This is a genomic window from Paraburkholderia aromaticivorans (assembly GCF_012689525.1).
Lineage (GTDB): Bacteria > Pseudomonadota > Gammaproteobacteria > Burkholderiales > Burkholderiaceae > Paraburkholderia > Paraburkholderia aromaticivorans_A.
In genome coordinates, this window is the sequence record NZ_CP051516.1 from 180,088 (window position 1) to 205,096 (window position 25,009).

A 25,009-nucleotide genomic window follows, 5' to 3' on the forward strand; every position below is an offset into this window, starting at 1 on the left:
TAAATTTACCCGGGTAAATATCTTGCATTTGAATTTAACCCGGATATAATTCGACAAATTCTTCTTTTGGAGTTTGTCATGACCGTCCATTCACCGACCTGCACGGCGTTCGAAGGCCATCACCGCATCGCGTCGGGCGCGCTGCCCGACGTGGCGCTCGCGGTAAGAGAAGTGTTCGCGCGCGGTGAACAGGCGCCGGTCCTGGTCTTCGACGACGTCACCAGCCGGCCGGTCGAATTCGATCTGCGCGGCACGCCCGACGAGATCGTCGCGCGGTTAGCGAGCCAGGATGACGGCACCCAAACCACTCACGCTCCCGACGACGCCACAGAGGACACGCCACGCGGCCGTGGCCGGCCCAAGCTTGGTGTGGTGGCGAGAGAAATCACGTTGTTGCCGCGTCATTGGGATTGGCTGAATGGACAGTCGGGCGGTGCGTCGGTTGCGCTGCGCAAACTGGTCGACGCGGCGCGCGTGGCCGGCGAGAACAAGGACCGCCAGCGCGCGGCGCAGGAAGCCGTGTATCGCTTCATGACCGCGCTGGCCGGCGATCTGCCGCGCTATGAAGATGCGACCCGTGCGTTGTACGCCGACGACCGTCCGCGTTTCGACGAGATCGTCGCGGCATGGCCGCAGGACGTGCGCGACTACACCTTGCGACTCGCAAACCCCGCTTTCGCGACGCTTGCGTAAAGGCAAGCAAATCGCAGCGCCGTTGCAAGCGACGGGAGCACCGAATCGCAGAGACAAAAAAAACCGCTCACACCGGGGAAGCGTGAGCGGAAAAGTCGGAGAGTTACAACTACATCGCATGCGCTTACTCATGGGGGTCAACGCAGCAGAACAAGTCTAAGAGCTTGCCCCACCCCTATACATCAGACGAATCCCAAACTTGTCGCCGATAAGCCGTCCGCATGGCGTCTCGCGTTCGGGCCGCGTGTGCTAGGCATTGCTTACAACATCCTGTCCCGGTTATTCCTGACATTTCCCTCATCAAGTCTCCGTGATGGCCGCCGTAAATGAGGTGGGAGCGTCGCTACGTATCCGACAGATCGCGAATGTTCGCGACGGCGTGGCGGCGCGAGCGTCCCGTCGTGACTCGTGAAGGATGGTGAAATGAAGTGGTTCGACCGCATGCCTGTGTTCAGGAAACTGCTGCTGGCGTTTGCCGTGGTGATTGGTTTTTGCGTCGTGATCGGCGCGACGTCGCTGAGTACGCTGTCGTCGATGCACGGCATTACCGACGCTATCTGCGATAAACACATGGACGGCCTGTACTGGATGGAAGAGGCGAACCGCCACAAGATCGATTCCGATCTGGCCGCCGCAAATCTCGGCTACGCCACCGACGACGCCGGCCGTCAAAAGTTGAAGGACAGCATTGTCGGCTCGCTCAAGGAGATGCACGCCGCCTACGACCAGTATCGCGCGACGATCGAGACGGGCAAGGGCCAGGAGATGTTCGACGACGTGCTGCGCAAGTCGGCGGTGTGGGAAGGCATCGTGCATCAGCAGATCGGCCTCGAACCGATTCCGGCCGGCGTCGACAACAACGAACTGGTGCGTCGTGCGATTGCGTCGAGCGAGGCGCTGCGCGATCGCATCACGGCGCTGATCGACTATCGCCGCCGGCAAGCCAACGAAGCGCAGCAGGAAGCGTCCACCGGCTATCAACACATGCGCATCGTCATGAGCGTGCTGGTGCTGGGCGCGATCGTCGCGGGCATGCTCCTCGCCATGGTGATCGCGCGTCGTCTGGCCGGGCAGCTTGGCGGCGAACCGGATTACGCGATGCAGATCGCCAACCGTATCGCGGACGGCGACCTCAGCGTGCGCGTCGACACCCGCATGGGCGACGCACACAGCTTGCTGTTCGCGTTGCGCAATATGCGTGAGCGGCTGGCCGGGATCGTGTCGGGCATCAGCGAGTCGAGCGAATCGATTTTGATGGCGTCGGGCGAAATCGCGCAGGGCAATACTGATCTGTCGCAACGCACCGAAGAGCAGGCCGCGGCGCTGCAGGAAACGGCGTCGAGCATGCAGGAGCTGACGTCGACGGTGAAGATGAACGCCGAGAACGCGCAGCAGGCGGGCGGCGTGGCGCACGGCGCGTCGGAAGTCGCGGCGCGCGGCAGCCACCTTGTCGGCGACGTGGTCGAAACGATGCGCGAGCTGGCGGCCGGCTCGAAGCGCATGACGGACATCATCGCGGTGATCGAAGGCATTGCGTTCCAGACCAACATCCTCGCGCTGAACGCGGCGGTGGAAGCGGCGCGTGCCGGCGAACAGGGGCGCGGCTTCGCGGTCGTGGCGGGCGAAGTGCGCTCGCTCGCGCAGCGCAGCGCGGTATCGGCGAAGGAGATCAAGGAGTTGATCGAAAGCTCGACGGCACGCGTGGGCAGCGGCGCTGAACTCGCCGAGCGAGCCGGGCAAACGATGGCCGAAGTCACGCACGCGGTGAAACGGGTGACCGACATCATGGGCGAGATTTCGTCGGCGTCGCGGGAGCAGAGCACCGGCATCGAGGAAGTCAATCGCGCCGTCGCGCAGATGGACGACGTGACCCAGCAGAACGCGGCGCTGGTCGAGCAGGCGGCTGCTGCTGCGGCGTCGATGGCGGATCAGGCGAGGCAGTTGCAGGCGGCTGTGACGGTGTTTTCGCTGGAAGCGCGGCACGGCTGAAGGCGCCGGTGATCTTCATGGGCGCGCTGGATCGCGCCCGGGTCGCCAGCGAGCGCGCGCCTCACGCCGCTCCATGCAATACGGCTATCCCGCGTCGTTACGGAGCGTCGGCTTTGGCGTTGCATGCAACGCGGCTACGCCGCAGCGACAACGAGCGTCGGCTTTGGCCGCCGCAACCAACGCGGGCAGCACCACGCCGCCTGCTGCCGCATTCACCGCCTACCTCGCCGCGCATTTCCCCGAGCTTGCCAGGCCCAATGGCACTCCGTACACTCGCGCCTAATTCCTGGGCGGCGCCTTGTGCCGGCGCCGCGCCACCATAAATAGCGCCGAACAGAGGAGAACCCCCGCCATGGCCGATTCCTACTTCCCCCGCTGGCGCGCCCAGTCCGCGGCTGCCGAGGGCCGCATCGTCGGTACCGACGAGCGGCTCGCGTGGCCCCAAATGTTCGCCATGGGCGTGCAACACGTCGTCGCGATGTTCGGCTCGACGGTGCTCGCGCCGTTGCTGATGGGCTTCGATCCGAACCTGTGCATCTTCATGTCGGGCATCGGCACGCTGTTGTTTTTCGTGCTGGTGGGCGGCCGCGTGCCGAGCTATCTCGGCTCGAGCTTCGCGTTCATCGGTCTCGTGATCGCGGTCACGGGTTACGGCGGCCACGGCCCGAACCTGAACATTCCGGTCGCGCTGGGCGGGATCATCGCGTGTGGCGTGGTGTACGCGCTCATCGGCCTGATCGTGTCGGCGGTCGGCACCACATGGATCGAGGCGCTGATGCCGCCGGTGGTGACGGGCGCGATCGTCTGCGTGATCGGTTTGAATCTGGCGCCGATCGCAGTGCATGGTGTGAGCGGCAGCAACTTCGATTCGTGGATGGCGCTCGTCACTGTGCTGTGCGTGGGCGCGGTCGCGGTGTTCGCACGCGGCATGTTGCAGCGTCTGCTGATTCTGGTCGGTCTGCTGATGGCATATGTGATCTACGCGATCGTCACGAACGGTCTCGGCATGGGTAAGCCGATCGATTTCGCCATCGTCGCGAACGCCGCGTGGTTCGGCATGCCGCACTTCACGGCGCCGGTGTTCAACGTGCAGGCGATGACCTTGCTCGCGCCGATCGCGGTGATTCTGGTGGCGGAGAACCTCGGGCATATCAAGGCGGTGAGCGCGATGACGGGCCAGAATCTGGATCGCTACGTCGGCCGGGCATTTCTCGGCGACGGACTCGCGACGATCGTGTCCGGCTTCGCCGGCGGCACCGGTGTGACGACGTATGCCGAGAACATCGGCGTGATGGCCGTCACCAAGATCTATTCGACGCTGGTCTTCGTGATCGCGGCGTTGATCGCGCTGGTGCTGGGTTTTTCGCCGAAGTTCGGCGCGGTGATCCAGACCATTCCGGGGCCGGTGCTGGGCGGCGTGTCGATCGTCGTGTTCGGGCTGATCGCCGTGACCGGCGCGCGCATCTGGGTCGTCAACAAGGTGGACTTCTCCGACAACCGCAATCTGATCGTGGCCGCGGTCACGCTCGTGCTCGGCGCCGGCGATTTCTCGTTGAAGCTCGGCGGCTTCGGTCTCGGCGGCATCGGCACCGCGACGTTCGGCGCGATCATTCTCTACGCTCTCCTGAGAAGGAAGCCGGCGCAAGGTCCGGTGGCGTGAGTTTTCTCGCGCGCCGAACCACTCGTCTCTGTGGGTTCGTCGGCGGCGCAGGCTTTTTCTTTCGCACGTTGTTTCGATCGAAGAAAGCGCACTGCGTCGCCGGCATCACAACCACGCAGCGCGTTACTTTCTCCGCGCCGTCAGCGCAGTCTCCGACAAATCCACTTCCCGCATCAGCTTGTTCAACGTCTCGTCGTTGATCTCCTGACTGCTGCGCAGCGCCAGCAACGTTTTGCGCTCGGCTCTCATAGCGGCGAGCTTCATTCTGAACTCCAGCGCATCGGCGCGGCGCGCCAGTTCGCGTGGTTCCCGTTCTTCGTTGAGCGTGGCGAGGCGGCGTCGATAGAGGTCCATCACCCGCGCAGTGACGTCCGCCGCATACGCCGAGGCTGACTCATCGAGATTCGCGCACTCCCTGTCGTGCACCTCGTCGACCGCGCGAATCGCGGCTTGCGCGGCCATGGTCCGGGCGAGCGCTTCCTCGGTGGCATGCGGATCCTTTCCGCGGCGCCAGCCGCTCAGCAACAGTGGCAAGCCCACCACCGCCACGATCAGCGAGACCAGAATCACGCCGGATGCGATGAAGATCGCGAGATCGCGGCCCGGCAACGGGGCGCCGCCCGGCAACACCTCCGGCAACGACAACACGCCCGCAAGCGTCACGGCCCCGCGCACGCCGGCCACCGTCGTCACCCCGGCCGTACGCAAGCCCGGAACGGCATTCGCCATGCCTTGCTTCGCGGCGCTGCGGCTCGCGAACCAGCGCAGCAGCCACACCCACACGAAGCGCATCGCATACAGGGCACCCGCCACGGCGGCGATGTAGCCGATCAGCCGCCAGACCTGAGCGTTACTGGTCTCGTGCGCGTCGAGCAATGCCCGGCCGAGAATGTGCGGAAATTGCAGCCCCAGCAGAATGAACACCATACCGTTGAAGACGAACTCGATCATCGTCCACGTGCTGCTGGCGCGCACTCGCGATGACGCCGGCCCCGCAGTCACAATGGTCGTGTAGTTCATCATCATGCCGGCGGCGACCGCGGCCAGAATGCCCGACAACTCGAAACGCTCGGCGACCAGATAGGCGGCGAACGGAATCAGCAGAGTCATCACGACGCCGGGCGCCGGGTCGCCTTCTTCGGTGAGATTCAGAAAGTGAGCCGACACGAAGCCGAACAGCCAGCTCACCGCCGCACCCGTCGCGAGGCCGCCCACGGCGATGATCACGAAACTGATCGACGCGTCGCGCAACGAAAACACACCGGTCAGCGCCGCGGCAATCGCGAATTTCAACGCGACCAGTCCGGACGCGTCGTTCATCAACGCCTCGCCTTCGAGGATATGCATCAGCCGCCCCGGAATCTTGCCCTTGCCGGCGATGCCGGACAGCGCCACCGCATCGGTCGGCGACAACACCGCGGCCAGTGCGAACGCGACCGGCAGCGAGATCGACGGCACCAGCGCGTGCACGAAGTAGCCGACCACCAGCACCGTCATGAAGACGAGGCCGAGCGCGAGCATCAGGATCGAGCGGCGCGCCATGAAGAACTCGCGCTTCGGAATGCGCCAACCGTCCGCGAACAGCAGCGGCGGAATGAACAACATCATGAAAATGTCCGGATCGAAGGTGACGTGCAAGCCGAGCTTCTGCCACGCGAGCAATGCGCCGATCGCGATCTGCACGAGCGGCAACGGCAACGCGATCGGCAGGATGCGGGTGACGACGCCCGACGCGGCGACGGCGAGCAAAAGAATCAATACGGTAAAGACAATGTCCATCGGTCTATTTCTGGGGATATAACGGTAAGACTTCGATGATCTTCGACGATACGGCCACGCGATGCTGACGAAGCGTAAGGCCCAAGTTTAGCCCGACCAAGCGTGACGCAGCGCTCAGGCCGACATGCAACGCTGTCAGCGAGACGCAGGCGTAGTCATTACGACGCGGCGCACCTTAACGGTGCGCGCCACGCCCACGCGCGGCGCATGCTCCCTTACACGGGTCAATCTTCCGGACAAATTTCATTGGAATGTGCGTCAGCGTGCGCATGGAGCTTGCTTAAGGTATATCGATGACGCACATTTGAGAGAACGGCGCCGAGGTTGTTCGCTTCCGCGTTCGGACCGGCCCGGCTCTCGCGTGAGAGGACTTGCATGACGATTGCGCAACAGGAAAGGACGGCCAGCGCGCCACATGGCTTCGGTGTCGAGATGACGTCGGGGCTCGAACGTTTTACGGTGCAGCATGGCGAACTCACGCTGAGCAGCGTGTTTCAACCGATTTTCAGCCTGTCGCATATGCGGGCGGTCGGTTACGAAGGGCTGCTGCGTGCGCACGACGCGCTCGACCGGCCCGTGTCGCCGCTCGACGTATTCGGCGAGGCCGCGCGCCTCGGCGATGTGCTGCAGGTCGACAAGCTGGCCCAGACGCTGCATCTGGAGAATTTCAAGGTACTCGGCGCGGAGCGCGAGTGGTTGTTCCTGAACGTGCATCCGGGCGCGCTCACCGATCCGTATCTCGCCGCCGCCTTGCTGGCCACACTGAAACGGGTCGATCTGCCACCGCGGCGCATCGTGCTCGAAGTGCTCGAGCATCGCGCTGAAGACCTGGAGCGTCTCGCCGACGCCGTGCGCCAGTTCCGCGAGCGCGGCTTCCTGATCGCACTCGACGATTTTGGCGCGGGCCACTCGAACGTCGAACGGATCTGGCAACTGAATCCCGACATCGTCAAGCTCGACCGCATCATGCTGTCGCACGCCGCGCATCGCGCCGACATGGCGACGATCCTGCCGGGTCTCGTGGCCTTGCTGCACGAAGCGGGCAAGCTGGTGCTGGTCGAGGGTGTGGAAACGGAGCATGAAGCGCAGATGGCGCTCGCCTGCAATGCGGACTTCGTGCAGGGCTTTTTCTTCGGCCGTCCGAACCCAGGCGCGGCCGATGCGTTGCACGCGACGACGTGCATCAACGAACTCACCGAGCGTTATCGCGATCAGGCCGACGCGCGCGAGCGCCGCAATGCCAGCCGGCTCGCACCGTACGTGCGAGCTTTCGAGCGGGCGGCGGAACGGCTCGCGGCTGGCGAACCGCTCGAGGAAGTGTGCTGGAATTTTCTCGCGCTCGATCATGCCGCGCGCTGCTTCCTGCTCGATGCGAAGGGCAAGCAGGCGGGCCGCAACGTCGTGCTGCGCGCCGATCGCGCGGCGCATGAAACGCGCTTTCTACCGCTCGCCGACGCGCAAGGCGCGAACTGGCTGCGTCGTCCGTATTTCCGCGATGCGATCAATGCGCCGGAGCGCGTGCATGTGACGCGGCCGTATCTGTCGATCAACGAGGCGTTGCCGTGCGTGACGCTTTCGGTGGCGACGCGCGTGGGCGAGCAGACCTGCGTGCTGTGCGGCGATATCGACTGGGTGGACGAATAGCAGTTCTGAGATCATGTCGTTTTCAACGAGTTTTTTAACGACACTCAGCCGCGCTTATGTCCATCCTTCTCGAAATCATTGCCACGACCGTTGCCGACGCGCGCCTCGCCGCGCAAGCCGGCGCTAACCGTCTCGAACTTGTTACCGCGATGGGCGAGGGCGGCCTGACGCCGAGCCTCGGCTTGATTGAAGCGGTGGTCGCGGCGGTCGAAATCCCCGTGAACGTGATCGTGCGGCCGCATAGCCGCTCGTTCGTCTACGACGCGGACGACTACGCAGTGATGCTGCGCGACGTACGCGCGGTGAAAGTGGCAGGCGCGAATGGCGTTGTGATCGGCATGCTGAACGCTGCGGGGGAGATCGACCGCGAAGGCCTCGCGCGTACGATCGATGCAGCTGATGGACTGGCTATCACCTTCCATCGTGCATTCGATGAAGCGCACGATTTGCGCGAGTCATTGGACGTGCTGCTTGGTTTTGAAGGCGTGACGAATGTGTTGACCTCGGGTGGCCAACCTTCAGTGCTGCACGCGGAAGCCACGATCCGCGAGCTGGTGCAGCAGGCGGCCGGTTCACATTGCACGGTATTGGCCGGTGCGGGTTTGACGGTCGAGGCCATCGCCGGTTTTGTGAGCAGGACGCAAGTCGAAGCGGTCCATTTCGGCTCGGGCGTGCGCGTGGACAGCAACGGTCTCGCGCCTGTCGATGCTGACAAGGTTGCGAAGGTCCGCGCCCTGTTGAAGAACGCATGACCAGATAGTTAAACCAACGAAGCAAAGAAAAATGCCGCTTTGAGATCGCTCTCAAAGCGGCATTTTTTTTTCATCTGCGTCTACGTGGCCAAAACCCTACTTCGCCACGACCACCGGAATTCCGCGCAACTGCCCCGCGCCCTTCATCTCTTCCAGCGATTTCCGCACCGACTCACCCGTCGCTACGTCGATCTGCAAACGTGAGCCCAGATCGCGCTCGCCACGCTTCACACCCGCCAGATTCGCGAGCTTCACGTGACCATAACCGCGCACGCGAGCATGCAGGTCGGCCAGCTTTGCGACGTCTTCCAGCTTGCCGGCGTCGAGCTTGCCAAGCGCACGCTGCATCGTGGTTTCGTAGTCGCCCGCAAGTTCGCGTTCCATCTTGCGTTCCAGCGTGCGGCCGAACGGATCGAGCATCGTGCCGCGCAGGCTGCTGAATTTTGCCAGCGTGCCGAGCACCGGCCACATCCATTGACCGAAGGTTTTCTTGACCGGATTCTTGCCGGGTTCAGGACGCGTGAGCGTCGGCGGCGCGAGATTGAACTTGATGCCGAAGTCCTTGCCGGCCACGCCTTCGAATTGCGCTTCCAGTGCTTCACGGAATGCGGCATCCGTATGCAGGCGCGCCACTTCGTATTCGTCCTTCACCGCGAGCAAGCGGTAGAACGTGGTCGCCACCGCGCGCGTCACGCGCTCGCTTTTTGCGTCCACTGCGGTTTCCGCGCGACGTGCCGCATCGACCAGCGCGCGATAGCGCTTCACATAGCTTGCGCCGCCGTATGTCTGCAGACGTCCTTCGCGATGCGCGATCAGTTCGTCGAGCGTATCGACGCGCACGCTCTGCTTCGCGAGATGCCGCGCTTGCCACAGCGCTTCGAGCGCGGCCGGATCTTCGGCGGCGAGGCGGCCGATCGAAAACGCCAACTGATTCATCTGCACCGCGACGTTGTTCAATTCGATCGCGCGCATCATCGCGCCGAACGACACAGGCACCAGACCGAGTTGCCAGGCATAACCGAGCATTAGAATGTTTGCGCCGATGGTGTCGCCGAGGAACCGTGTGGCGAGCGCTTGCGCATCGCACGTCGACATGCGCTCCGGGCCGGCCGCGTGACGCATCTTGTCGAGCAGCGCGTCGGCGTGCAGCGTCGCGTCCGGATTCGTCACGAATGTGGCGTTCGGAATCGCGTGCGTGTTCACGACGATGCGCGTGCGGCCATGACGCACCGTTTGCAGCGCATCGGCGCTTGCGCCGACTACCATGTCGCAGGCGAGCAGCACGTCAGCCTGTTGCGTGTCGATACGCACCTGGTTGAGCCACTCGTCGCGCGCGGCGAAGCGCACGAACGACAGCACCGAGCCGCCCTTCTGCGCGAAGCCCATGAAGTCGAGCACCGACGCGCTCTTGCCCTCCAGATGCGCCGCCATGCTGATCAATGCGCCGACCGTCACGACGCCCGTGCCGCCGACGCCCGTGACCAGAATGTCGTACGGCGCAGCGTCGAGATGCGTTGCAGGGATCGGCAACGCGTCGACGCGAGCGGCGAGTGCCGCCGGATCGAATGCGGCGCCCGCGGCTTTCTTCAGCTTGCCGCCTTCCACCGTAACGAAGCTCGGGCAGAAGCCGTTCACGCACGAGTAGTCTTTGTTGCACGACGATTGATCGATGCGGCGCTTGCGGCCCAACGCCGTTTCAACCGGTTCCACTGACAGGCAATTCGACTGCACGCCGCAATCGCCGCAGCCTTCGCAAACCTCTTCGTTGATGAAAAGACGTTTGTCCGGATCGGGGAATTCGCCTTTTTTCCGGCGCCGGCGTTTTTCCGCCGCACAGGTCTGGTCGTAGATCAGCACGGTCACGCCGTCGGTGTCGCGCAATTGGCGCTGCACGGTGTCCATTTCGCTGCGATGGTGAAACGTGGTGCCCTTCGGAAAGAGATCGTGATGGCCGTCGTATTTCTCCGGCTCGTCGCTGACCACGACGAAGCGCGACACGCCTTCGGCTTCCACCTGGCGCGCGATCTGCGGCACCGAGATGCTACCGTCGACCGGCTGGCCGCCCGTCATCGCGACGGCGTCGTTATAGAGAATCTTGTACGTGATGGTGGTTTTCGCGGCCACGGCCTGGCGGATCGCCAGAATGCCCGAGTGGAAGTAGGTGCCGTCGCCGAGATTCTGGAACACGTGGCGCGTTTTCGTGAACATCGAATGCGACGCCCAGTCCACGCCTTCACCACCCATCTGGATGAGACCGGTCGTGTCGCGTTCCATCCACGACGCCATGAAGTGGCAGCCGATCCCCGCATGCGCGATCGAACCTTCCGGTACTTTGGTGGAGGTGTTGTGCGGACAACCCGAGCAGAAGTACGGCGTGCGCTTGACGCTGTCCGCGGCGTTCGAGAGAATTTGCGGCGCGACCAGATCGACCACGCGTTCGCGGCGATCGAGCGCGGGCTTGTGCTTCGCGAGCCAGTTGGCGAACACCGGCAGAATGCGCGACGGCCGCAATTCACCGAGCGACGACAGCAGCATCGTGCCGTCTTCGGCATTCTTGCCGACCACGATCGGCCGCGTGCCTTGCGTGCGGTTGTACAGATAGTCCTTGATCTGCTGTTCGATGACCGGGCCTTTCTCCTCGATCACCAGCACTTCGGACAAGCCGGAGACGAACGCGTCGATACGCGTCATCTCCAGCGGAAACGACAGGCCGACCTTGTAGATCCGCACGCCGGCAGCTTCCAGATCGGCGACCGTCAGATCGAGGCGGCGCAGCGTTTCCATCAGGTCCAGATGCGCCTTGCCGCACGTCACGATCCCCACGTTCGCATGCGGGCTCGGCGCAATCCATTTGTCGATGCTGTTAACGCGCGCGAAGTGGCGCACCGCGTCGAGTTTCGCGTGCATCCGCGATTCGATCGTCAGGCTCGGCAGATCGGGCCAGCGATTGTGCAGGCCGCCTGCCGGTGCTGCGAAATCCTGCGGCGTGGCCCAGTCAGTGCGTAGCGCGTCGAGATCGACCGTCGAGCCCGATTCGACCGTTTCGGAGATCGCCTTGTAGCCGACCCACGCGCCCGAAAAGCGCGACAACTCCCAGCCGTACAAGCCGAATTCGAGCATGTCGGCAATGTTCGACGGATTCACGACCGGCATATGCCAGGCCATCATCGCGAAGTCGCTCTGATGCGGCATCGACGACGACACGCAGCCGTGGTCGTCGCCCGCCACCACCAGCACGCCGCCGTGCGGCGACGAGCCGAAGGCGTTGCCGTGCTTGAGCGCGTCGCCGGCGCGATCCACGCCCGGGCCTTTGCCGTACCACATTGCGAACACGCCCTCGACGGTGCGCTCCGGATCCGATTCCACCCGCTGCGTGCCGAGCACGGCGGTGCCGCCGAGTTCTTCGTTGATGGCGGGCAAAAAGCGAATATCACTCGCCGTGAGCAGTTTATTGGCTTTCCACAACTGCTGGTCGACCATGCCGAGCGGCGAGCCGCGATAGCCGCTGACGAAGCCGGCGGTATTCATGCCGCGTGCCTTATCGGCGGCGCGCTGCATGAGCACGAGACGCACCAGTGCCTGCGTACCGGTCAGGAAGATCCGGCCGCGCGTCGCGGTGAGGTTATCGGAAAGCTTGTAATCGGCCAATGCGGGCGTGCCGTCGATGGGCAGGCGAGCGGTCATGGGTGAGTCTCCGTTGTCGATCGGAGTTGGCGCTTCAGCGCTTCCTCCGATCCCAGGCAACATAGTTGCGGGATGCATCCGCGCGCGGTGGTGGGGACCACGAAGGTGACGCAGCGAAAGAGACTCTATTTTTTAGCGCCAATGAGAGAGAATTTTTTCTACTTTGACCGGACCGTCGCAAATAGGCGCGAAGAGTCGCGCGTTTTAATGAAGTTTTGAGATGGATCTGCCGCGCAACAGGCGGATTCGGGTAAGCCCTGGTGCGGTTCGGACCTGATTATGGCGACGTCGGCGGAGTGCTGGCGACTGCGACGGGCGCGCCGTCGAGCGGCACGATCTCATTGAAATGCGCGTAGTCGATATGGCTCACGCCGTCTTTCTCGGTCATGATGTCGACGAAACGGTGCTGCCAGTAGATTTGATCGCACGACCACGTGTGGCGCGCCTGCATGGTTTGCGAGGTCGACTCGTCGACGCCTTCGAGTGTGAGCAGCAGCAACGTGCCTCGGCCATTGAGCGTTTCCGCGGTCTCGCCGAATAGCGGGCTGGTTTCGTCGACGATGTGCATGACCGTCCAGCCCAGTTTGAACACCGGGTGTTGATCGCGAACCAGCGTCAGGTCATAGAGTTTGCGCAACGTAAAACCTTCGACCGTGGTTTCCGTGCGCAGAATGCGCAGTCGTGCGCGTGCCTCGGCGATCACGTTCTGACGCGCGTTGGCCGAGCGCACCATGAGCGTCATGCGGCCTTCGAGCGGCCGGATCACTGCGTAACGGGCAAAGATGATTTTGGCGTGCGGGCGCGAGAAGCGCGCGAAGATCAGCCCCGTCGCCAACGCGATGCTGGTCATGCCGACGAAAATTTCCAGCGTGGCGATCCAATGCGCGTAAACGGTTTGCGGATGCATGTCGCCATATCCGACCGTGGCGAGCGTTTCAACGCTAAAGAAAAACGCGCCGCCAAAACCGGCGGGAAACTGATTGGCGATGGGCGCGTTGCCCAGCATGTAGAGTGCGGCAAACGTGACGTTGAGCAGCAGGAACAAGACCGCGAGCGATACAAAAAAAATCGGCCAGCGAACGATGAGAGCGCGGTGATAGAGATCCTGCCAGAGCGGCGTCGGCGTGCCGTGATCGATGACCACGCGATCGTCCAGACGCAATTCGCGGCTGCCCTGCGGGCGGCGCGTCGATGCGCGTGCTTCGGCGTCGCCGAAGCCGGAAGGACGGTCTGACGGTTCAGTCGCCATCGCAAACTCGTGGGGATGAAAACGGCCAAAGCGTAGCACGCCGCCTTGTCCGCGGAAGGTGATTGAGGGCGTGGCGCACGGTCGCGTCGAAGCACACCCTTGCCATGCGACCGTCGCTCATGCACGCCGCGTCAGCCACGCGTATCGACTAAGGCGAGGTTGCCGTCGCGCCGCGCACCGGAAGCGATCACACAATCGAACGCACGCGCCATAGCACGCGCGCTTCGGACTTACGGAAAGGCTCGCGGCTTGGGAATGCCTGCGCCGTGTTCGATATCGTCGACGGCTTGCTGATGGGCCGCCGCGACAGCTTCGGCTTCGTCTCCGTAGCCGTTGTCGCCGCCTACCGTGGTCCACGATTTGACGGCTTTCTCGCGATGGCGGATTTCGAATTCCGCGTCCCAGCGCGCGCCATTGAGTTCAAGTGGGCGGACGTGAATGGAATACACGCCGTAGAGGAAGAGCTGTTCAGCCATGACCGCCTCCGACCGGTTGGTTCAGGGTGACGCGGCGCGAACGCAAACGCGCAAGCGCGGCGCCGGTTTTGCCTAAAGTTCGATTTCCCCGAGAATGCGATGAGCAAGCGCTTTGGCTTCCTCAAGAGCTTCCTCCGGCGTCGACGAAGTGGCTTCGACTTCGTAGAGCGTGGTTTCCTGATCGGCGGTTGCGTCGCCTTCGTCGCGCGAGAGGGTGACCACGCCCTGCCAGGTGTCTTTTTCTATTTCTCTCGTCGAGGCAGTGGCCGTGTAGATGCCTTTGGTGTAGGTGATGTCCTCCATGGCGTCGCTCCTTCTTCCAAAGGTTTTGGTTTTTTCATCCTAGCACGATGATGGAGGTTCCGTTCTCCGCCCTGACGGCGCTCCATGCCGGTGACAATGCGCGCCGCACAAGGCAACAGAATTACAGCAGCGCGACGACTTCATCGAGCGACGGCGCATGCGCGCCGGCATGGCGGCAAGCGGCCGCGCCGGCGGCCAGCGCGAAGGCGAGGTGTTCCGGCCACGCCCGCTGCGGCGCGGTCATCAGGCTGAACAGCAAGCCGCCGATCGACGCATCACCCGCGCCGACCGTATCGACCACCTCAACGCGCGGCGGCCGTGCCTCGGTCACCATGGCGCCATCGATCAGCACGGCGGTCTCCGGTCCGCGCGTCACCAGCACGGTGGCGGCCGGATTCATGGCCCGCAACTGCGCGAGTGCGCCGGCTTCGTCGTCGGTCTTGAACAGCAGGCGCAAGTCCTCGTCCGATACCTTGATCAGATCGGCGAGCGCGGCCATTTTCCGCAAGGTGGGTTCGTAGCCGTGTTCCATCAGATTCCGGTAGTTCGGATCGAAACTGATCTTCACGCCTTGCGAACGCAACTCGGCAGCCAAGGTGGCGAGCGTGTTGCCGATTGGCTGCCGCACGAGGCTGATGCAGCCGAAGTGCGCCCACTTCACCTGACTTATCCAGCCCGCTGGCAGTTGTGCCGGATCGAACGCCAGATCGGCGCTGTTCTCGCCCATGAAGAAGTACGCGGGCGGATGCGTCTGATGCACGATCGCCAGCAAGGGCGGCTGCTCCACGCGCTGCATGAAGCGCATGTCGAGCCCGGCCGCGACGCTCGCGTTCCACAACTCATCGGAGAAGTTATCGACGCCCAGCGAGCCTGCGCAAGCGGTAGGCAGGCCGAGCTGCGCCACGCAGCGCGCCACGTTCCAGCCGGCGCCGCCAGGACGCGAGAGCCATTGCGAGGCGCCGGTGCGGACGAGATCCGTGAGGATGTCGCCGGCTGAGACGAAGAAGGGGAATTCGTGGTTCGCGCTGGGATTGCTCATTTTGTTTGCTCCGCGGATTCGGGCGCAGCGGCCGCCCCGTCGGGCAGCGCGTGGGCCAGTACTTCGTAGCACGCGCCCATGGTGTGATAGTCGGTCTTGCCGGCCGGACTCTTTTCGTCGCTGTATTTGCGGTTGTCGCACGTGAGGATGCGATACCACGCGCCATACTTGTGATCGACGAAATGCGCCCAGCTATAGCGCCAGATCTCGTCGTACCAGTCCCAGAAACGTTCGTTGCCGGTGCGCTTGCCGAGCAGCGCGGCCGTCGCGAAGGATTCTGCCTGGACCCAGAAATACTTGTCGTGGTCGCACACGGTGCCGTCGGGGCCGAAGCCGTAGTAGAGGCCGCCGTGGTCTTCGTCCCACGCGTGCGTCATGGCGGCGTCGAACAGTTCGATGGCGCGCGGCAGCAGCCACGGCAACGGACGGAAGCGCTCGAGAATCAGCAGCAGCTTCGCCCATTCTGTCTGATGCCCCGGCTGGAAACCCCACGGGCGGAAGATGTTCGAGCTGTCTTCCTCGTTGTAGTGCCAGTCGACCGACCAGTCCGCGTGAAAGTGTTCCCACACCAGACCTTGAGACAGCTTCGCCTGACGCAGCGTGATATTCGACGCCACCCGCTCCGCGCGATCCAGATAGACGAGATGGCGGGTCGCTTCGTGCGCGGCGAGCAGCGCCTCGGTGGTGTGCATGTTCGCGTTTTGCCCACGGTACGAACTGACCCGCCAGTCGGGCGACGCTTCGTCGGCGTAGAGGCCTGCGGCGGCGTCCCAGAAACGATGTTCCATCAGCTCGAAGGTCGCGCCGATCATCGGTTTCGCTTCCTCGATACCGGCCATTGCCGCATGCGAATAGGCGAGCAGGACGAACGCCAGACCGTAGCAGTGGCGCGTCGCATCGAGCGTGCGCTTCTTGCCGTCGTGCCATTCGAGTTCCCAGTCGTAGCCTTCGTGCTGCGCGTCCCAATGCGCTTCTCGCAGGAACTGCAAGCCGTGGCGCGCGTATTCGAGATGCTGCGGGTCGCCGGACTGGCGATACGCCATCGCGTAGTTGAAGACGTAGCGGCAACTGCTCACCAGATGCCGCGTGGTTTTGTCGTAGACCGAACCGTCGTCGCGGAAGAAATGGAAAAAGCCGCCGCTCGGGTCGAGCACGTTCGGCGCGTAAAAGCGCAGCGTGTCCTGCACATGCGAGAGCAGAAAATCGCGCGTGCGGAAGCTCTCGACGGGCGGCACGGTAGCGGCGCCGTTGGCGGGGTGAAGCGGATCGGATTGCGTCATGGCGTTTTCACCAAAGTACTGGCACGGGCAATGAGATGGACGGGCAAACGGACTTCCAGTTCGGCAGGTGCGTCTTCGAGCAGCAGCTCGACGCCGCGCCGGCCGAGCGCTTCCTTGTCGACCGAGATGGTCGACAGCGGCGGCGTGGCATGGGCGGCGGCGGGAATGTCGTCGAAACCGATGATGGCAATGTCCTCGGGCACGCGCAGTCCGCGTGCGAGGCACGCGCGCAGCGCGGCGAGCGCGGCGGCGTCGTTGTAGGCAAACACGGCGTCGGGGCGCGGGCCCGGCGCGTCGAGCAATCGATGCATGGCACGCGCGGCGCCGCTGTCGGGGTCGAGGCCGGCGTCGATCGTCACTTCGAGCGACGGGTCGAACAGCAAGCCCGCCTCGAAGAACGCGCGCCGGTAGCCGAGCGCGCGCTGCGCGATGCTGAAGTGCGCGAGCGAGCCGCCGATGAACGCGACGCGCTTGCGCTGCTGGTCGAACAGATGCCGCATGGCGAGCGTGGCGCCTGCGGCGTTGTCGAGATTCACCGAGCGCATGCCGGGCGCCCACAGGTCGATCAGCACGAGCGGGCGCTGCATCGCCACCAGCGTGGTCAGCGTTTCGGGCTCGACGAAACCCGCGATCGCCACCGCGTCCGGCGCATGCAGGCGCAGCTGCTGGATCACGTCTTCGGTGGGGCCGGCGGTCAGCACGGACGGCACGATGCCGCGCTCGCGGCAGGCGTCTTCCACGCCGTGCAGCACGTGTGAAAAGAACGGACTGACGGCGAAATTATTGTGCTGACGGTGCAGCAAAAAGGTGAGACGGCGGATGCGCGGGCGCAACTGGGCGGCGTCATAGCCGAGCTTGCGCGCCGCTTCGACGACGCGCTCGCGAGTGGCCTCGGAAAGGCCCGGCTGGTTCTTCAGTGCGCGTGAGACGGTGCCGATCGACACGCTGGCCGCGCGGGCGACGTCGCGGATGGTTGTGGCCATCGAATCAGGCGGATGCGCAAGGGCGGCCGCACGGTGTTTGGGTTCGGGCGATTGTATAGTAAAACAGCCCTAAAACCGCCCGAAAAACACTCGCTCGACACCGGGAAATACCCGTAGGCGCTGGAGTTGGCCTGAAATATGCTGTTTAGTAAAATGAGCTAAACAATGTCCGATACCGACTCTGGGCGCCGCGCCTTCACTCCAGCGCGACGTGAGCGGCTTCGGCCTGTCCGCGCAACAAGGCCACGCTTTCGTCGGCATCGATCAGCACGAAACCGCTCGCCTCGTGCTTCGCGCGCCGCTTGGCCAGTGCCGCGACGGACGCAATTTCCTCGCTGCTATAGAGCGACGGGCCGCCGGCCGGCTCGACGCGCACGCAGCCGATCGCCATCGTCACGAAACCGAAAAAGGTCGGATTGCCGCGCCGGTCCTCACCGTGGATGCCGCCGGCGAGCCGGTCGGTCGGCGCATAAAAGCGCTGCGCGCCCTCGTTGAACACGTGGATCGCGCGCAGCACGCGCTCGCGCCAGTCGTCGCTCTGGAACAGGATCAGGAAGTCGTCGCCGCCCACGTGGCCGAGAAAGTCGCGGGTGGGGTCGCATACGTCGGCGAGTACGACGGCGGCGAATTTCAGTACTTCGTCGCCTTGCCAGTAGCCGTACTGGTCGTTGAACGGCTTGAAGTGGTTCAGGTCGACATAGCACGCGTAGAAGCCGGCGTCGTTGCCGAGCAGGCGGGCAATGTGCGAACTGATCGGGATGTTGCCCGGCAGGAAGGTCAGCGGGTTCGCGTAGCGCGCCGCTTCGATGCGCACCTCGGTCACTGCGCGCACGAGCTTCTCGCCGGTGCCCAGGCCGACGTATTTGCCGTTGTCGGTGATGACGAAGCCGTCGGCGAGATAACGCTGATCGTCGCTTGCGAGGAGCTTGGCCATCTGCTCGACGGTCATCGATTTCTCGATGATGACCGGCGACGCATTGGCGAACAGCAGGCAAGGGCGCTTGCCGAATAGCTCGCGGTGATACGGCAGCGCGTAGCGGTCCATGAAGCTGCGGCGGTTGATCAGCGCAACCGGCTCGTCCTGTTCGACCACCGCGACCGCGTGCAGGTCGGGCAGACGGTTGAATAGTTCGAGCACGTCGTTGTTGGTTGCGTGGCGCGGCAGCGCGGGCGCGTGCACCAGCATCTTTTCCGATGCCATGCCGCCGGAAGGTGACGCGCTGCTCACCGTGCGCGTGGTCTCGGGGAACACGGCGATGTGGCCGGCGCGCAGTGCGTCGCGGGCGTCGTCGGTCACCTTGCGGGCCGGCTGCGCGTGCGGACGGCCGAAGAAAAAGCCCTGCCCGCAGCCGATCCCCATGTCGCGCACCACGATCAGATCCGCTTCGTTTTCGATGCCCTCCGCGACGAGCCGCGCACCGCTCGCGCTGGCGAAGTGCTGCATCGCGCGCACGGCCTCGAACTTGAGCGGGTCGCAGGCAATGTCGTGAACGAAGAAGCGGTCGATCTTCACGACGTCCGGTTGCAGACGCACCCACAGGCTCATGCTGGCGTTCGCGGTGCCGTAGTCGTCGAGCGCGAATTGCGCGCCGGTTGTGCGCAGTGTCGTGATCACCGGCAGGAAACTGCCCACATCCAGAATCGTGCTTTGCTCGGTCAACTCGACCACGATCCGTTGCGGGTCGACGCCGCGATGACGCAGCAGCGCGAGCGTGTCGTCGCGCGCCTCGGCCAACTGGCGCATCGCGCCCGCGCTGAAATTCAGAAACAGCTTGCCGTCGAAGTCGAGCTGCGCGAACGCTTCGATGCAGGTACGCGCGGCGGCGCGTTCGAGCTCGATCGTGCAGCCCTCGGCAAGCGCTCGCGAAAACAGGGCGAACGGCGCTTCGAGCGGCGTCCCGGCCGGGCCGCGGATCAGACCTTCATAGCCGAGGATCGCGCCGTCTTCGAAATCGATGATCGGCTGGAACACGGCGGACAGCTCACGCCGGGCGATCAACTCCTCGATGCGCGGCGCGGCGGATCGGGAGGGCGAGCGAGGTTGCATGGCAGGTAGGCGTAGCGTTCGACCTTCGGCTTATCGGCCGGGCTTGCCTGGAGTTAAGTGAAATTTTAATGAACCGTTGCACCAGGGTGGTGCGGTGGCTGGTTCGGTCGAGTCATTCTGAAGGCCGGTTCCGCGTTGCCAGGAATCGGCCTATGCCATCCGGCCGAGGCGACAGCGGCGGCGTTTGCGCGTGAAATAACAAAAAAGCCGCGCGAGGCGGCTTTCTTCAAATGACGCTCAGGGAGGGCGCTTATGAATGTCCTGTTTGCATTGCGCGCGTATTCACCGGCGCGCGACGGCGGCGGCGGTCCGCTCGCGCGAGGCGGCGAGGTTCTCGCCGCTGGTGTCGCGCGCGCCCCAGCGTTGCGCGAGCGCGGCGCACACCATCAACTGGATCTGGTGGAACAGCATCAGCGGCAAGACGACGGCGCCGACCGCATGCGAGGCGAAGATCACCTTGGCCATCGGCACGCCGGCGGCGAGACTCTTCTTCGACCCGCAGAAAATAATGGTGATCTGGTCCGCACGGCTAAAGCCGAGCCGTTTGCTGACGAAAATCGTCACGGCCAGGGCCAGCGCGAGCAGCACGACGCACAGCAGCAGCAGGCCACCGAGCGCGGAGAGCGGAATCTGATGCCACAGGCCTTCGTTGACGGCCTCGCTGAACGCGCCGTACACCACCAGCAGGATCGACCCCTGGTCGACGAACTTGAGCACGCCGCGATTGCGCTCGATCCATTTGCCGATCAACGGGCGCAGCAACTGCCCGGCCACAAACGGCACCAGCAGTTGCAGCACGATGTTGCCTACCGTATGCCACGGCGAAGCGCCGCTGCCGGCCGCCTGATTGGTGATGACGAGGCTGACGAGCGCGGGTGTGATGAAGATGCCGAGCAGGCTCGAGGCCGACGCGCTGCATACGGCAGCCGGCACGTTGCCTTTGGCAATGGACGTGAACGCGATCGACGACTGAACCGTAGACGGCAGCGTGCAGAGGAAGAGGACCCCCGCATAGAGCGCCGGCGTGACAAGTGGCGAAAGGAGCGGTTTAAGCGCGAGGCCGAGCAGCGGAAAGAGCGCGAACGTGCTCAGCAGCACTACAAGATGCAGCCGCCAATGCGTCGCGCCCGCAATAATCGCTTCGCGTGAGAGCTTGGCGCCATGAAGGAAAAACAGCAGGCCGACTGCCACGTTCGTCACCCAGTTGAACCCGACGCCGGCCTGCCCATGAACCGGCAGCAAGCTGGCAAAGATCACGGTGCCGACGAGGCACAGGGTGAAGTTGTCGGGAAGCAGTTTCGGGCGAGCCATGTCGGAATCTCGATTCGGTGACGCGGAAAAGCGCGCGGGACACGCGCGTGAAGCCGCCGTCCCAGCCTATGGGAAGCCGCTATTGTTGTTGATTTTCAATTGAATATGCAAATTCATTTGCCGAATCGATTAATGAGGGTTGTGCATCAAAAGGCGCGTTCTGGAAAATTTCGGCCAGCGCCATGATCCACGTTTCAGTATTGGCGACGTGATCTGTTTGGTCCATGCAGTTTTGACAATTGAGGGTGAAAATGCACCCGCGATTCGTCATACACAAGAGTTCGTAAACGGTCTCTCCAAGTCATTGAAAGCAAGTGGCTTCAGGGTTTTCACGCAAGGGCCCTGTCGCAGAAAAACGTCGCAGTAACAAGGTGTTACATCCGCGTCCGAGGCCTAACACTTTTTGGCTCGACACCCTTTGCCGGCACCCATAAATTACGGTTCAAAGGCCGTCGGGATGCCCCGCGCCGCGATCTCGTCGCTGCGCCCGTGCCAGTCCCAAAACAAGTCCGTCGCAGCTCGAACGGTGGGCTTCAGGCAAGTCTTCGGGCATGAGAGTCACTGGGTGGACGGGTTGTCGAGAACGAGGCATTGGGCGTTGGGCGCGGTCATCGCTGCGCTGTGCTCGTTCGCCTATGCGAAAGCGCCAGGCGTGCCGCACGGCGGCGGTGGCGGCTATTCGCATGCCGCTGCGAATCACGCCGTGCGCGGCGACATGCATAACGGTGGCCGCGACTACGGCGGCGCCGCGGCAGCGCCGGCGCGCAATACGATGGCTGATCACAACGCGCGTCTGCCGCGTGGCGGAGCAAACTTCGCGGGTGCAACTTACGCCGACGGCTTCGACGTCTACAAGCCGGGCGTGCGCCGTGTCGCCGGACCGGCCGGATACGCCGGCGACAGCCGCGGCAGCATGCAGTACGCCGGCGCCATCACCCCGGTTAGTGCCGAGTCTCATACGGTTCCCCGGCCACCGGCCAATGCGCCGGTTCGCGCCGGTTCGATTCGCGCCGACGTCGCCCGCTACAACGAAGAACGCGGCTCGCCGCGCGCCATGCAGCGCCAGTCCGACGATCCGCGTCAATCGGAAGGCTCGCCTTACCGGAACTAGGCGTTCGCGCTGCGTGCGCCGTGCGTTGCGTTGGTTGCGTGAGCGACCAGTGTTTGCCTTTTAGGCTGCGCACGCACACATCTACTTCTGTCTCCCTTCTCCCTTCTCTGAGTTCGACATGCCGCTTCGACATTGTTCGAATGCTGGCCATTGCGTATCTGACTCCGCCTTCACGCACACTTCATCCCGAACCGGATGCGAGGCGTCTCTGCCCATTTTTCGTCCTCCCAAATTCTCACCGCTTCGCCCCGCCGCACCACTTCGTCTGCCTTTCAAACCGCTTGACAGCGGACTTCCGCCTCGCCTTCACCCCTAAAGCCCGCGGTCAATGTGACGTTTCGACGCCACACTTTTTTGAAAACACTCGGCAGCACACCCTCTCCCATCGTCAAATTTGGTCGTTTCTGCCGCGGTGCGTCATCCGCGTGTCATCTGAGGCGTTATCAACCCGTCGGCCGCAAGGTGAGCAACGCTTTGCGCGGTGCGGCAAATCTTGCGGCGGCACGGCGAGCGTGCTGTCGGCCGAGGCTTTATCAGGCCGATAAGCGACAAAACTAATCAGACCGATATACCGGCAATAACCAACGATATTTTTGTTCATAAAAATGGTCCGCAAAGATGGTCCCGCCCAGATTGGCTCGATGATCGAACGGACAACAACAATGATTCGCGCGAGCTCCCCCTTTCGCACAGCCACACCCTTTTTGACAAAGACAGGAGAACCCATGAAAACAAGCATCAGCGGTGCGCTGAAGACCACCCTCAAGGCAACCGCGTGTGCCGCTCTGCTGGCCAGTGCATCGTCTGCTTTTGCGCAATCGAGCGTGCAACTCTATGGTCAGGTCGACGAATGGGTCGGCGCGCAGAAATTTCCGGGCGGCAAGACTGCGGTGCAGGTCTCGGGCGGCGGCATGTCGACTTCGTACTGGGGCTTGAAAGGGGCGGAGGATCTGGGCAACGGTTACAAGGCGATCTTCGCGTTGGAAGGGTTCTTCCTGGCGCAAAACGGCCAGTACGGCCGCTTCACGGGCGACACGATGTTCTCGCGTAACGCGTACGTCGGTATCGAGTCGCCCTACGGCACGGTGACGGCCGGCCGTCTGACGACGCCGCTGTTCGTGTCGACGATTTTGTTCAACCCGTTCATCGACTCGTATCAGTTCTCGCCGATGATCTGGCACACGTACCTGGGTCTCGGCACGTTCCCGACCTACTCGACGGATCAGGGCGTGACCGGCGATTCGGGCTGGAGCAACGCGGTGTCGTACTCGTCGCCGAACTTCAACGGTTTGAGCGCGACGGCCATGTACGCGCTCGGCAACACGACCGAGAACGGCGCGAAGAAGTGGAGCGGCCAGGTGCTGTACTTCCACGGCCCGTTCGCGGCCACGGCGGTGTATCAGTACGTGAACTTCAACAACGTGCCGAGCGACCTGGGCAGCTTCGGCACGTCGGGCGTTCCTGGCCTGAAGAGCCAGAGCGTCGCGCAAGTCGGCGTGTCGTACGACCTGAAGTTCGTGAAGTTCTTCGGCCAGTACATGTACACGTACAACTACCAGCAGGTCACGAGCTGGCACGTGAACACGGCGCAAGGCGGCGCGACGGTGCCGTTCGGCCCGGGCTCGGTGATGGCGTCATTCGCCTACTCGCGCGATGGCGGCGGCTTCGACCAGACCCGTCAGACGGCAGCGGTCGGCTACGACTATCCGCTGTCCAAGCGCACGGACATCTACGCGGCCTACATGTACGACCACATCTACAACGTGTCGAGCGGCAACACCTACGGCGTCGGCCTGCGCGCGAAGTTCTAAGCGTCCCGGCCACGCGGCGCGACGCCTGCTTGCGGGCTTCGCGCGACAGTCGCATCAGCTTGATCTCCCAAGCCCGTCTTCTTCGGAAGGCGGGTTTTTTTGCATGTGCGCCTAGGTATTCATGCCTTGGGAAGCTGTTTTGCCGACCAGTCTTTGATAAACCCGGCAAAATGACGTCGATTGATTCCTGAAGCGAGCGATTGAGATGGATACCCTCGTCAGCATGAAAGTGTTCCGCCACGTCGTCGAAGTCGGCAGCTTTGTCGGCGCGGCCGAGCGGATGGAGATGTCGGCGGCCATGGCGAGCAAGCATGTGATGCACCTCGAACAGCAACTTGGCGCGCGTCTCCTGAACCGCACCACGCGGCGGGTCGCGCCGACCGAGGCGGGCCGCGAGTACTACGAGCGTCTGAGCCAGGTGCTCACGGAACTCGAAGAGGCCGAGCAGGTGGTCGGCGCGGCAAGCGTCGTGCCGCAGGGGCGCTTGCGGGTGTCGTCGCTGTCGGCGTTCGGCTTGAGTCACGTGATGGCCGCGGTGGCCGACTACGCCGCGCAGTATCCGCAGGTCACCGTCGATATGACCTTGTCGGACCGCGTGGTCGAACTGATCGACGAGGGTTTCGATGTCGCGATCCGCGCTTCGCCGAGCGGACTGAAGTCGTCGTCATTGATCGCGCGGCAAATCGCGACCGCGCACCTCGTGCTGTGCGCATCGCCGGCGTATTTGAAGCGGCACGGCACGCCGAAGACCGTCGCCGATCTGGCGCGCCACAACTATCTGCAATACGCGGGCGTGTCGGCGCTCGAAATCGCGCCCGCCACGGGTGATGCCTCACCGCGCGTGCGTCTGACGGGCAATCTGATCGTCAATCATCTGGAAGCGCAGCGCGTGATCGTGCTGCAAGGCGCGGGCATCGCGATGCTCGGCACCGAAGTGATCGGCGACGATCTGGCCGCGGGGCGTCTCGTGCCGCTGCTGGTGGACGACGTGCCGCCGCGCGAGCTGCCCATTCACGTCGTCTACGCGAGCCGCCGACATCTGTCGGCCAAGGTGCGCTCGTTTGTGGACTTTCTCGCCGAGCGGTTCGCGAACGAGTCGCTGTGGCCGTCGCTCGAACAGATCAAGGCGTTGGCGGTGCGCTAGGCCGCCCAGGCCAGCGAGGCACCCCGACCCGTTTCGCTATACTGGTTGGCAGCA

20 protein-coding genes are annotated in these 25,009 nt (G+C 63.6%); 8 read left to right on the top strand and 12 right to left on the bottom strand.

All coding sequences use genetic code 11. The annotated features are described in order from the left end of the window. Positions 1-78 precede the first annotated feature (78 nt). From HF916_RS28820 to HF916_RS28830, 3 genes are all read left to right on the top strand, one after another. Positions 79-693 (top strand): DUF2239 family protein, encoded by a 615-nt coding sequence (locus HF916_RS28820; protein ID WP_168792317.1) that lies wholly within the window; start codon positions 79-81, stop codon positions 691-693. Between the two features lie 423 nt (positions 694-1,116). Further along, complete coding sequence (locus HF916_RS28825) at positions 1,117-2,682, top strand: methyl-accepting chemotaxis protein (protein WP_168792318.1); 1,566 nt, start codon at positions 1,117-1,119, stop codon at positions 2,680-2,682. 352 nt (positions 2,683-3,034) lie between these two features. Then, a complete protein-coding gene (locus HF916_RS28830) occupies positions 3,035-4,342 on the top strand; it encodes a solute carrier family 23 protein (RefSeq protein WP_168792319.1) in 1,308 nt (435 codons plus the stop codon). A 123-nt stretch (positions 4,343-4,465) separates the two neighbouring features. Here the strand turns inward: HF916_RS28830 and HF916_RS28835 are convergent, their stop codons facing one another. Continuing rightward, complete coding sequence (locus HF916_RS28835; RefSeq protein WP_168792320.1) at positions 4,466-6,121, bottom strand: Na+/H+ antiporter; 1,656 nt, start codon at positions 6,119-6,121, stop codon at positions 4,466-4,468. A 375-nt stretch (positions 6,122-6,496) separates the two neighbouring features. Here HF916_RS28835 and HF916_RS28840 point away from each other — a divergent pair, with 375 nt between their 5' ends. Together HF916_RS28840 and HF916_RS28845 are read left to right on the top strand one after the other, a co-directional pair. Next, positions 6,497-7,765, top strand: a complete 1,269-nt coding sequence (locus tag HF916_RS28840; protein WP_168792321.1) for an EAL domain-containing protein — start codon at positions 6,497-6,499, stop codon at positions 7,763-7,765. 56 nt (positions 7,766-7,821) lie between these two features. After that, positions 7,822-8,517, top strand: a complete 696-nt coding sequence (locus tag HF916_RS28845; RefSeq protein ID WP_168792322.1) for a copper homeostasis protein CutC — start codon at positions 7,822-7,824, stop codon at positions 8,515-8,517. Positions 8,518-8,613: 96 nt separating this feature from the next. On the opposite strand, the gene HF916_RS28850 is transcribed toward HF916_RS28845, so the two are convergent. The 10 genes from HF916_RS28850 to HF916_RS28895 form a co-directional block, all read right to left on the bottom strand. Beyond that, on the bottom strand, positions 8,614-12,201 hold the full coding sequence (locus tag HF916_RS28850) for an indolepyruvate ferredoxin oxidoreductase family protein (RefSeq protein ID WP_168792323.1): 3,588 nt from the start codon (positions 12,199-12,201) through the stop codon (positions 8,614-8,616). 277 nt (positions 12,202-12,478) lie between these two features. After that, the gene (locus HF916_RS28855; RefSeq protein WP_168792324.1) at positions 12,479-13,450 is read right to left on the bottom strand and encodes an ion channel; all 972 of its coding nucleotides are present in this window, start codon (positions 13,448-13,450) and stop codon (positions 12,479-12,481) included. Between the two features lie 230 nt (positions 13,451-13,680). Continuing rightward, positions 13,681-13,926 (bottom strand): hypothetical protein, encoded by a 246-nt coding sequence (locus tag HF916_RS28860; protein WP_168792325.1) that lies wholly within the window; start codon positions 13,924-13,926, stop codon positions 13,681-13,683. A 72-nt stretch (positions 13,927-13,998) separates the two neighbouring features. After that, complete coding sequence (locus HF916_RS28865) at positions 13,999-14,229, bottom strand: hypothetical protein (RefSeq protein ID WP_168792326.1); 231 nt, start codon at positions 14,227-14,229, stop codon at positions 13,999-14,001. Between the two features lie 121 nt (positions 14,230-14,350). Continuing rightward, on the bottom strand, positions 14,351-15,268 hold the full coding sequence (locus tag HF916_RS28870; protein WP_168792327.1) for a carbohydrate kinase family protein: 918 nt from the start codon (positions 15,266-15,268) through the stop codon (positions 14,351-14,353). Next, entirely contained in the window at positions 15,265-16,548 is a 1,284-nt protein-coding gene (locus HF916_RS28875) for an AGE family epimerase/isomerase (protein WP_168792328.1), read from the bottom strand. Before HF916_RS28875 ends, HF916_RS28870 begins: the two co-directional genes overlap by 4 nt. Beyond that, positions 16,545-17,531: a LacI family DNA-binding transcriptional regulator gene (locus HF916_RS28880; protein WP_168792329.1), complete on the bottom strand. Its 987-nt coding sequence runs from the start codon at positions 17,529-17,531 to the stop codon at positions 16,545-16,547. The genes HF916_RS28875 and HF916_RS28880 overlap by 4 nt, the downstream gene beginning before the upstream one ends. A gap of 196 nt (positions 17,532-17,727) precedes the next feature. Continuing rightward, positions 17,728-19,578, bottom strand: a complete 1,851-nt coding sequence (locus tag HF916_RS28885) for an EAL domain-containing protein (protein ID WP_168792330.1) — start codon at positions 19,576-19,578, stop codon at positions 17,728-17,730. A gap of 282 nt (positions 19,579-19,860) precedes the next feature. Continuing rightward, positions 19,861-20,889: a bile acid:sodium symporter family protein gene (locus tag HF916_RS28890; protein ID WP_168792331.1), complete on the bottom strand. Its 1,029-nt coding sequence runs from the start codon at positions 20,887-20,889 to the stop codon at positions 19,861-19,863. 79 nt (positions 20,890-20,968) lie between these two features. After that, on the bottom strand, positions 20,969-21,115 hold the full coding sequence (locus HF916_RS28895) for a hypothetical protein (RefSeq protein ID WP_168792332.1): 147 nt from the start codon (positions 21,113-21,115) through the stop codon (positions 20,969-20,971). Between the two features lie 339 nt (positions 21,116-21,454). Here HF916_RS28895 and HF916_RS28900 point away from each other — a divergent pair, with 339 nt between their 5' ends. Further along, a complete protein-coding gene (locus HF916_RS28900; RefSeq protein WP_168792333.1) occupies positions 21,455-22,000 on the top strand; it encodes a hypothetical protein in 546 nt (181 codons plus the stop codon). Between the two features lie 388 nt (positions 22,001-22,388). On the opposite strand, the gene HF916_RS28905 is transcribed toward HF916_RS28900, so the two are convergent. Beyond that, positions 22,389-22,601 (bottom strand): hypothetical protein, encoded by a 213-nt coding sequence (locus tag HF916_RS28905; RefSeq protein WP_168792334.1) that lies wholly within the window; start codon positions 22,599-22,601, stop codon positions 22,389-22,391. Positions 22,602-22,725: 124 nt separating this feature from the next. Between HF916_RS28905 and HF916_RS28910 the strand changes: the two genes are divergently transcribed. After that, entirely contained in the window at positions 22,726-23,811 is a 1,086-nt protein-coding gene (locus HF916_RS28910; RefSeq protein WP_168792335.1) for a porin, read from the top strand. Between the two features lie 205 nt (positions 23,812-24,016). Next, positions 24,017-24,955 carry a LysR family transcriptional regulator gene (locus tag HF916_RS28915; RefSeq protein WP_116143216.1) on the top strand — a complete coding sequence of 313 codons (939 nt, stop codon included), beginning with the start codon at positions 24,017-24,019 and terminating at the stop codon, positions 24,953-24,955. The last annotated feature ends 54 nt before the right edge of the window (positions 24,956-25,009 follow it).

What these genes read in the sequence shown, in the direction of transcription:
- HF916_RS28820 (WP_168792317.1), top strand. Translation starts at nt 79, where the DNA reads ATGACCGTCCATTCACCGACCTGCACGGCGTTCGAAGGCCATCACCGC.
- HF916_RS28825 (WP_168792318.1), top strand. Translation starts at nt 1,117, where the DNA reads ATGAAGTGGTTCGACCGCATGCCTGTGTTCAGGAAACTGCTGCTGGCG.
- HF916_RS28830 (WP_168792319.1), top strand. Translation starts at nt 3,035, where the DNA reads ATGGCCGATTCCTACTTCCCCCGCTGGCGCGCCCAGTCCGCGGCTGCC.
- HF916_RS28835 (WP_168792320.1), bottom strand. Translation starts at nt 6,121, where the DNA reads ATGGACATTGTCTTTACCGTATTGATTCTTTTGCTCGCCGTCGCCGCG.
- HF916_RS28840 (WP_168792321.1), top strand. Translation starts at nt 6,497, where the DNA reads ATGACGATTGCGCAACAGGAAAGGACGGCCAGCGCGCCACATGGCTTC.
- HF916_RS28845 (WP_168792322.1), top strand. Translation starts at nt 7,822, where the DNA reads ATGTCCATCCTTCTCGAAATCATTGCCACGACCGTTGCCGACGCGCGC.
- HF916_RS28850 (WP_168792323.1), bottom strand. Translation starts at nt 12,201, where the DNA reads ATGACCGCTCGCCTGCCCATCGACGGCACGCCCGCATTGGCCGATTAC.
- HF916_RS28855 (WP_168792324.1), bottom strand. Translation starts at nt 13,450, where the DNA reads ATGGCGACTGAACCGTCAGACCGTCCTTCCGGCTTCGGCGACGCCGAA.
- HF916_RS28860 (WP_168792325.1), bottom strand. Translation starts at nt 13,926, where the DNA reads ATGGCTGAACAGCTCTTCCTCTACGGCGTGTATTCCATTCACGTCCGC.
- HF916_RS28865 (WP_168792326.1), bottom strand. Translation starts at nt 14,229, where the DNA reads ATGGAGGACATCACCTACACCAAAGGCATCTACACGGCCACTGCCTCG.
- HF916_RS28870 (WP_168792327.1), bottom strand. Translation starts at nt 15,268, where the DNA reads ATGAGCAATCCCAGCGCGAACCACGAATTCCCCTTCTTCGTCTCAGCC.
- HF916_RS28875 (WP_168792328.1), bottom strand. Translation starts at nt 16,548, where the DNA reads ATGACGCAATCCGATCCGCTTCACCCCGCCAACGGCGCCGCTACCGTG.
- HF916_RS28880 (WP_168792329.1), bottom strand. Translation starts at nt 17,531, where the DNA reads ATGGCCACAACCATCCGCGACGTCGCCCGCGCGGCCAGCGTGTCGATC.
- HF916_RS28885 (WP_168792330.1), bottom strand. Translation starts at nt 19,578, where the DNA reads ATGCAACCTCGCTCGCCCTCCCGATCCGCCGCGCCGCGCATCGAGGAG.
- HF916_RS28890 (WP_168792331.1), bottom strand. Translation starts at nt 20,889, where the DNA reads ATGGCTCGCCCGAAACTGCTTCCCGACAACTTCACCCTGTGCCTCGTC.
- HF916_RS28895 (WP_168792332.1), bottom strand. Translation starts at nt 21,115, where the DNA reads ATGGACCAAACAGATCACGTCGCCAATACTGAAACGTGGATCATGGCG.
- HF916_RS28905 (WP_168792334.1), bottom strand. Translation starts at nt 22,601, where the DNA reads ATGAACAAAAATATCGTTGGTTATTGCCGGTATATCGGTCTGATTAGT.
- HF916_RS28910 (WP_168792335.1), top strand. Translation starts at nt 22,726, where the DNA reads ATGAAAACAAGCATCAGCGGTGCGCTGAAGACCACCCTCAAGGCAACC.
- HF916_RS28915 (WP_116143216.1), top strand. Translation starts at nt 24,017, where the DNA reads ATGGATACCCTCGTCAGCATGAAAGTGTTCCGCCACGTCGTCGAAGTC.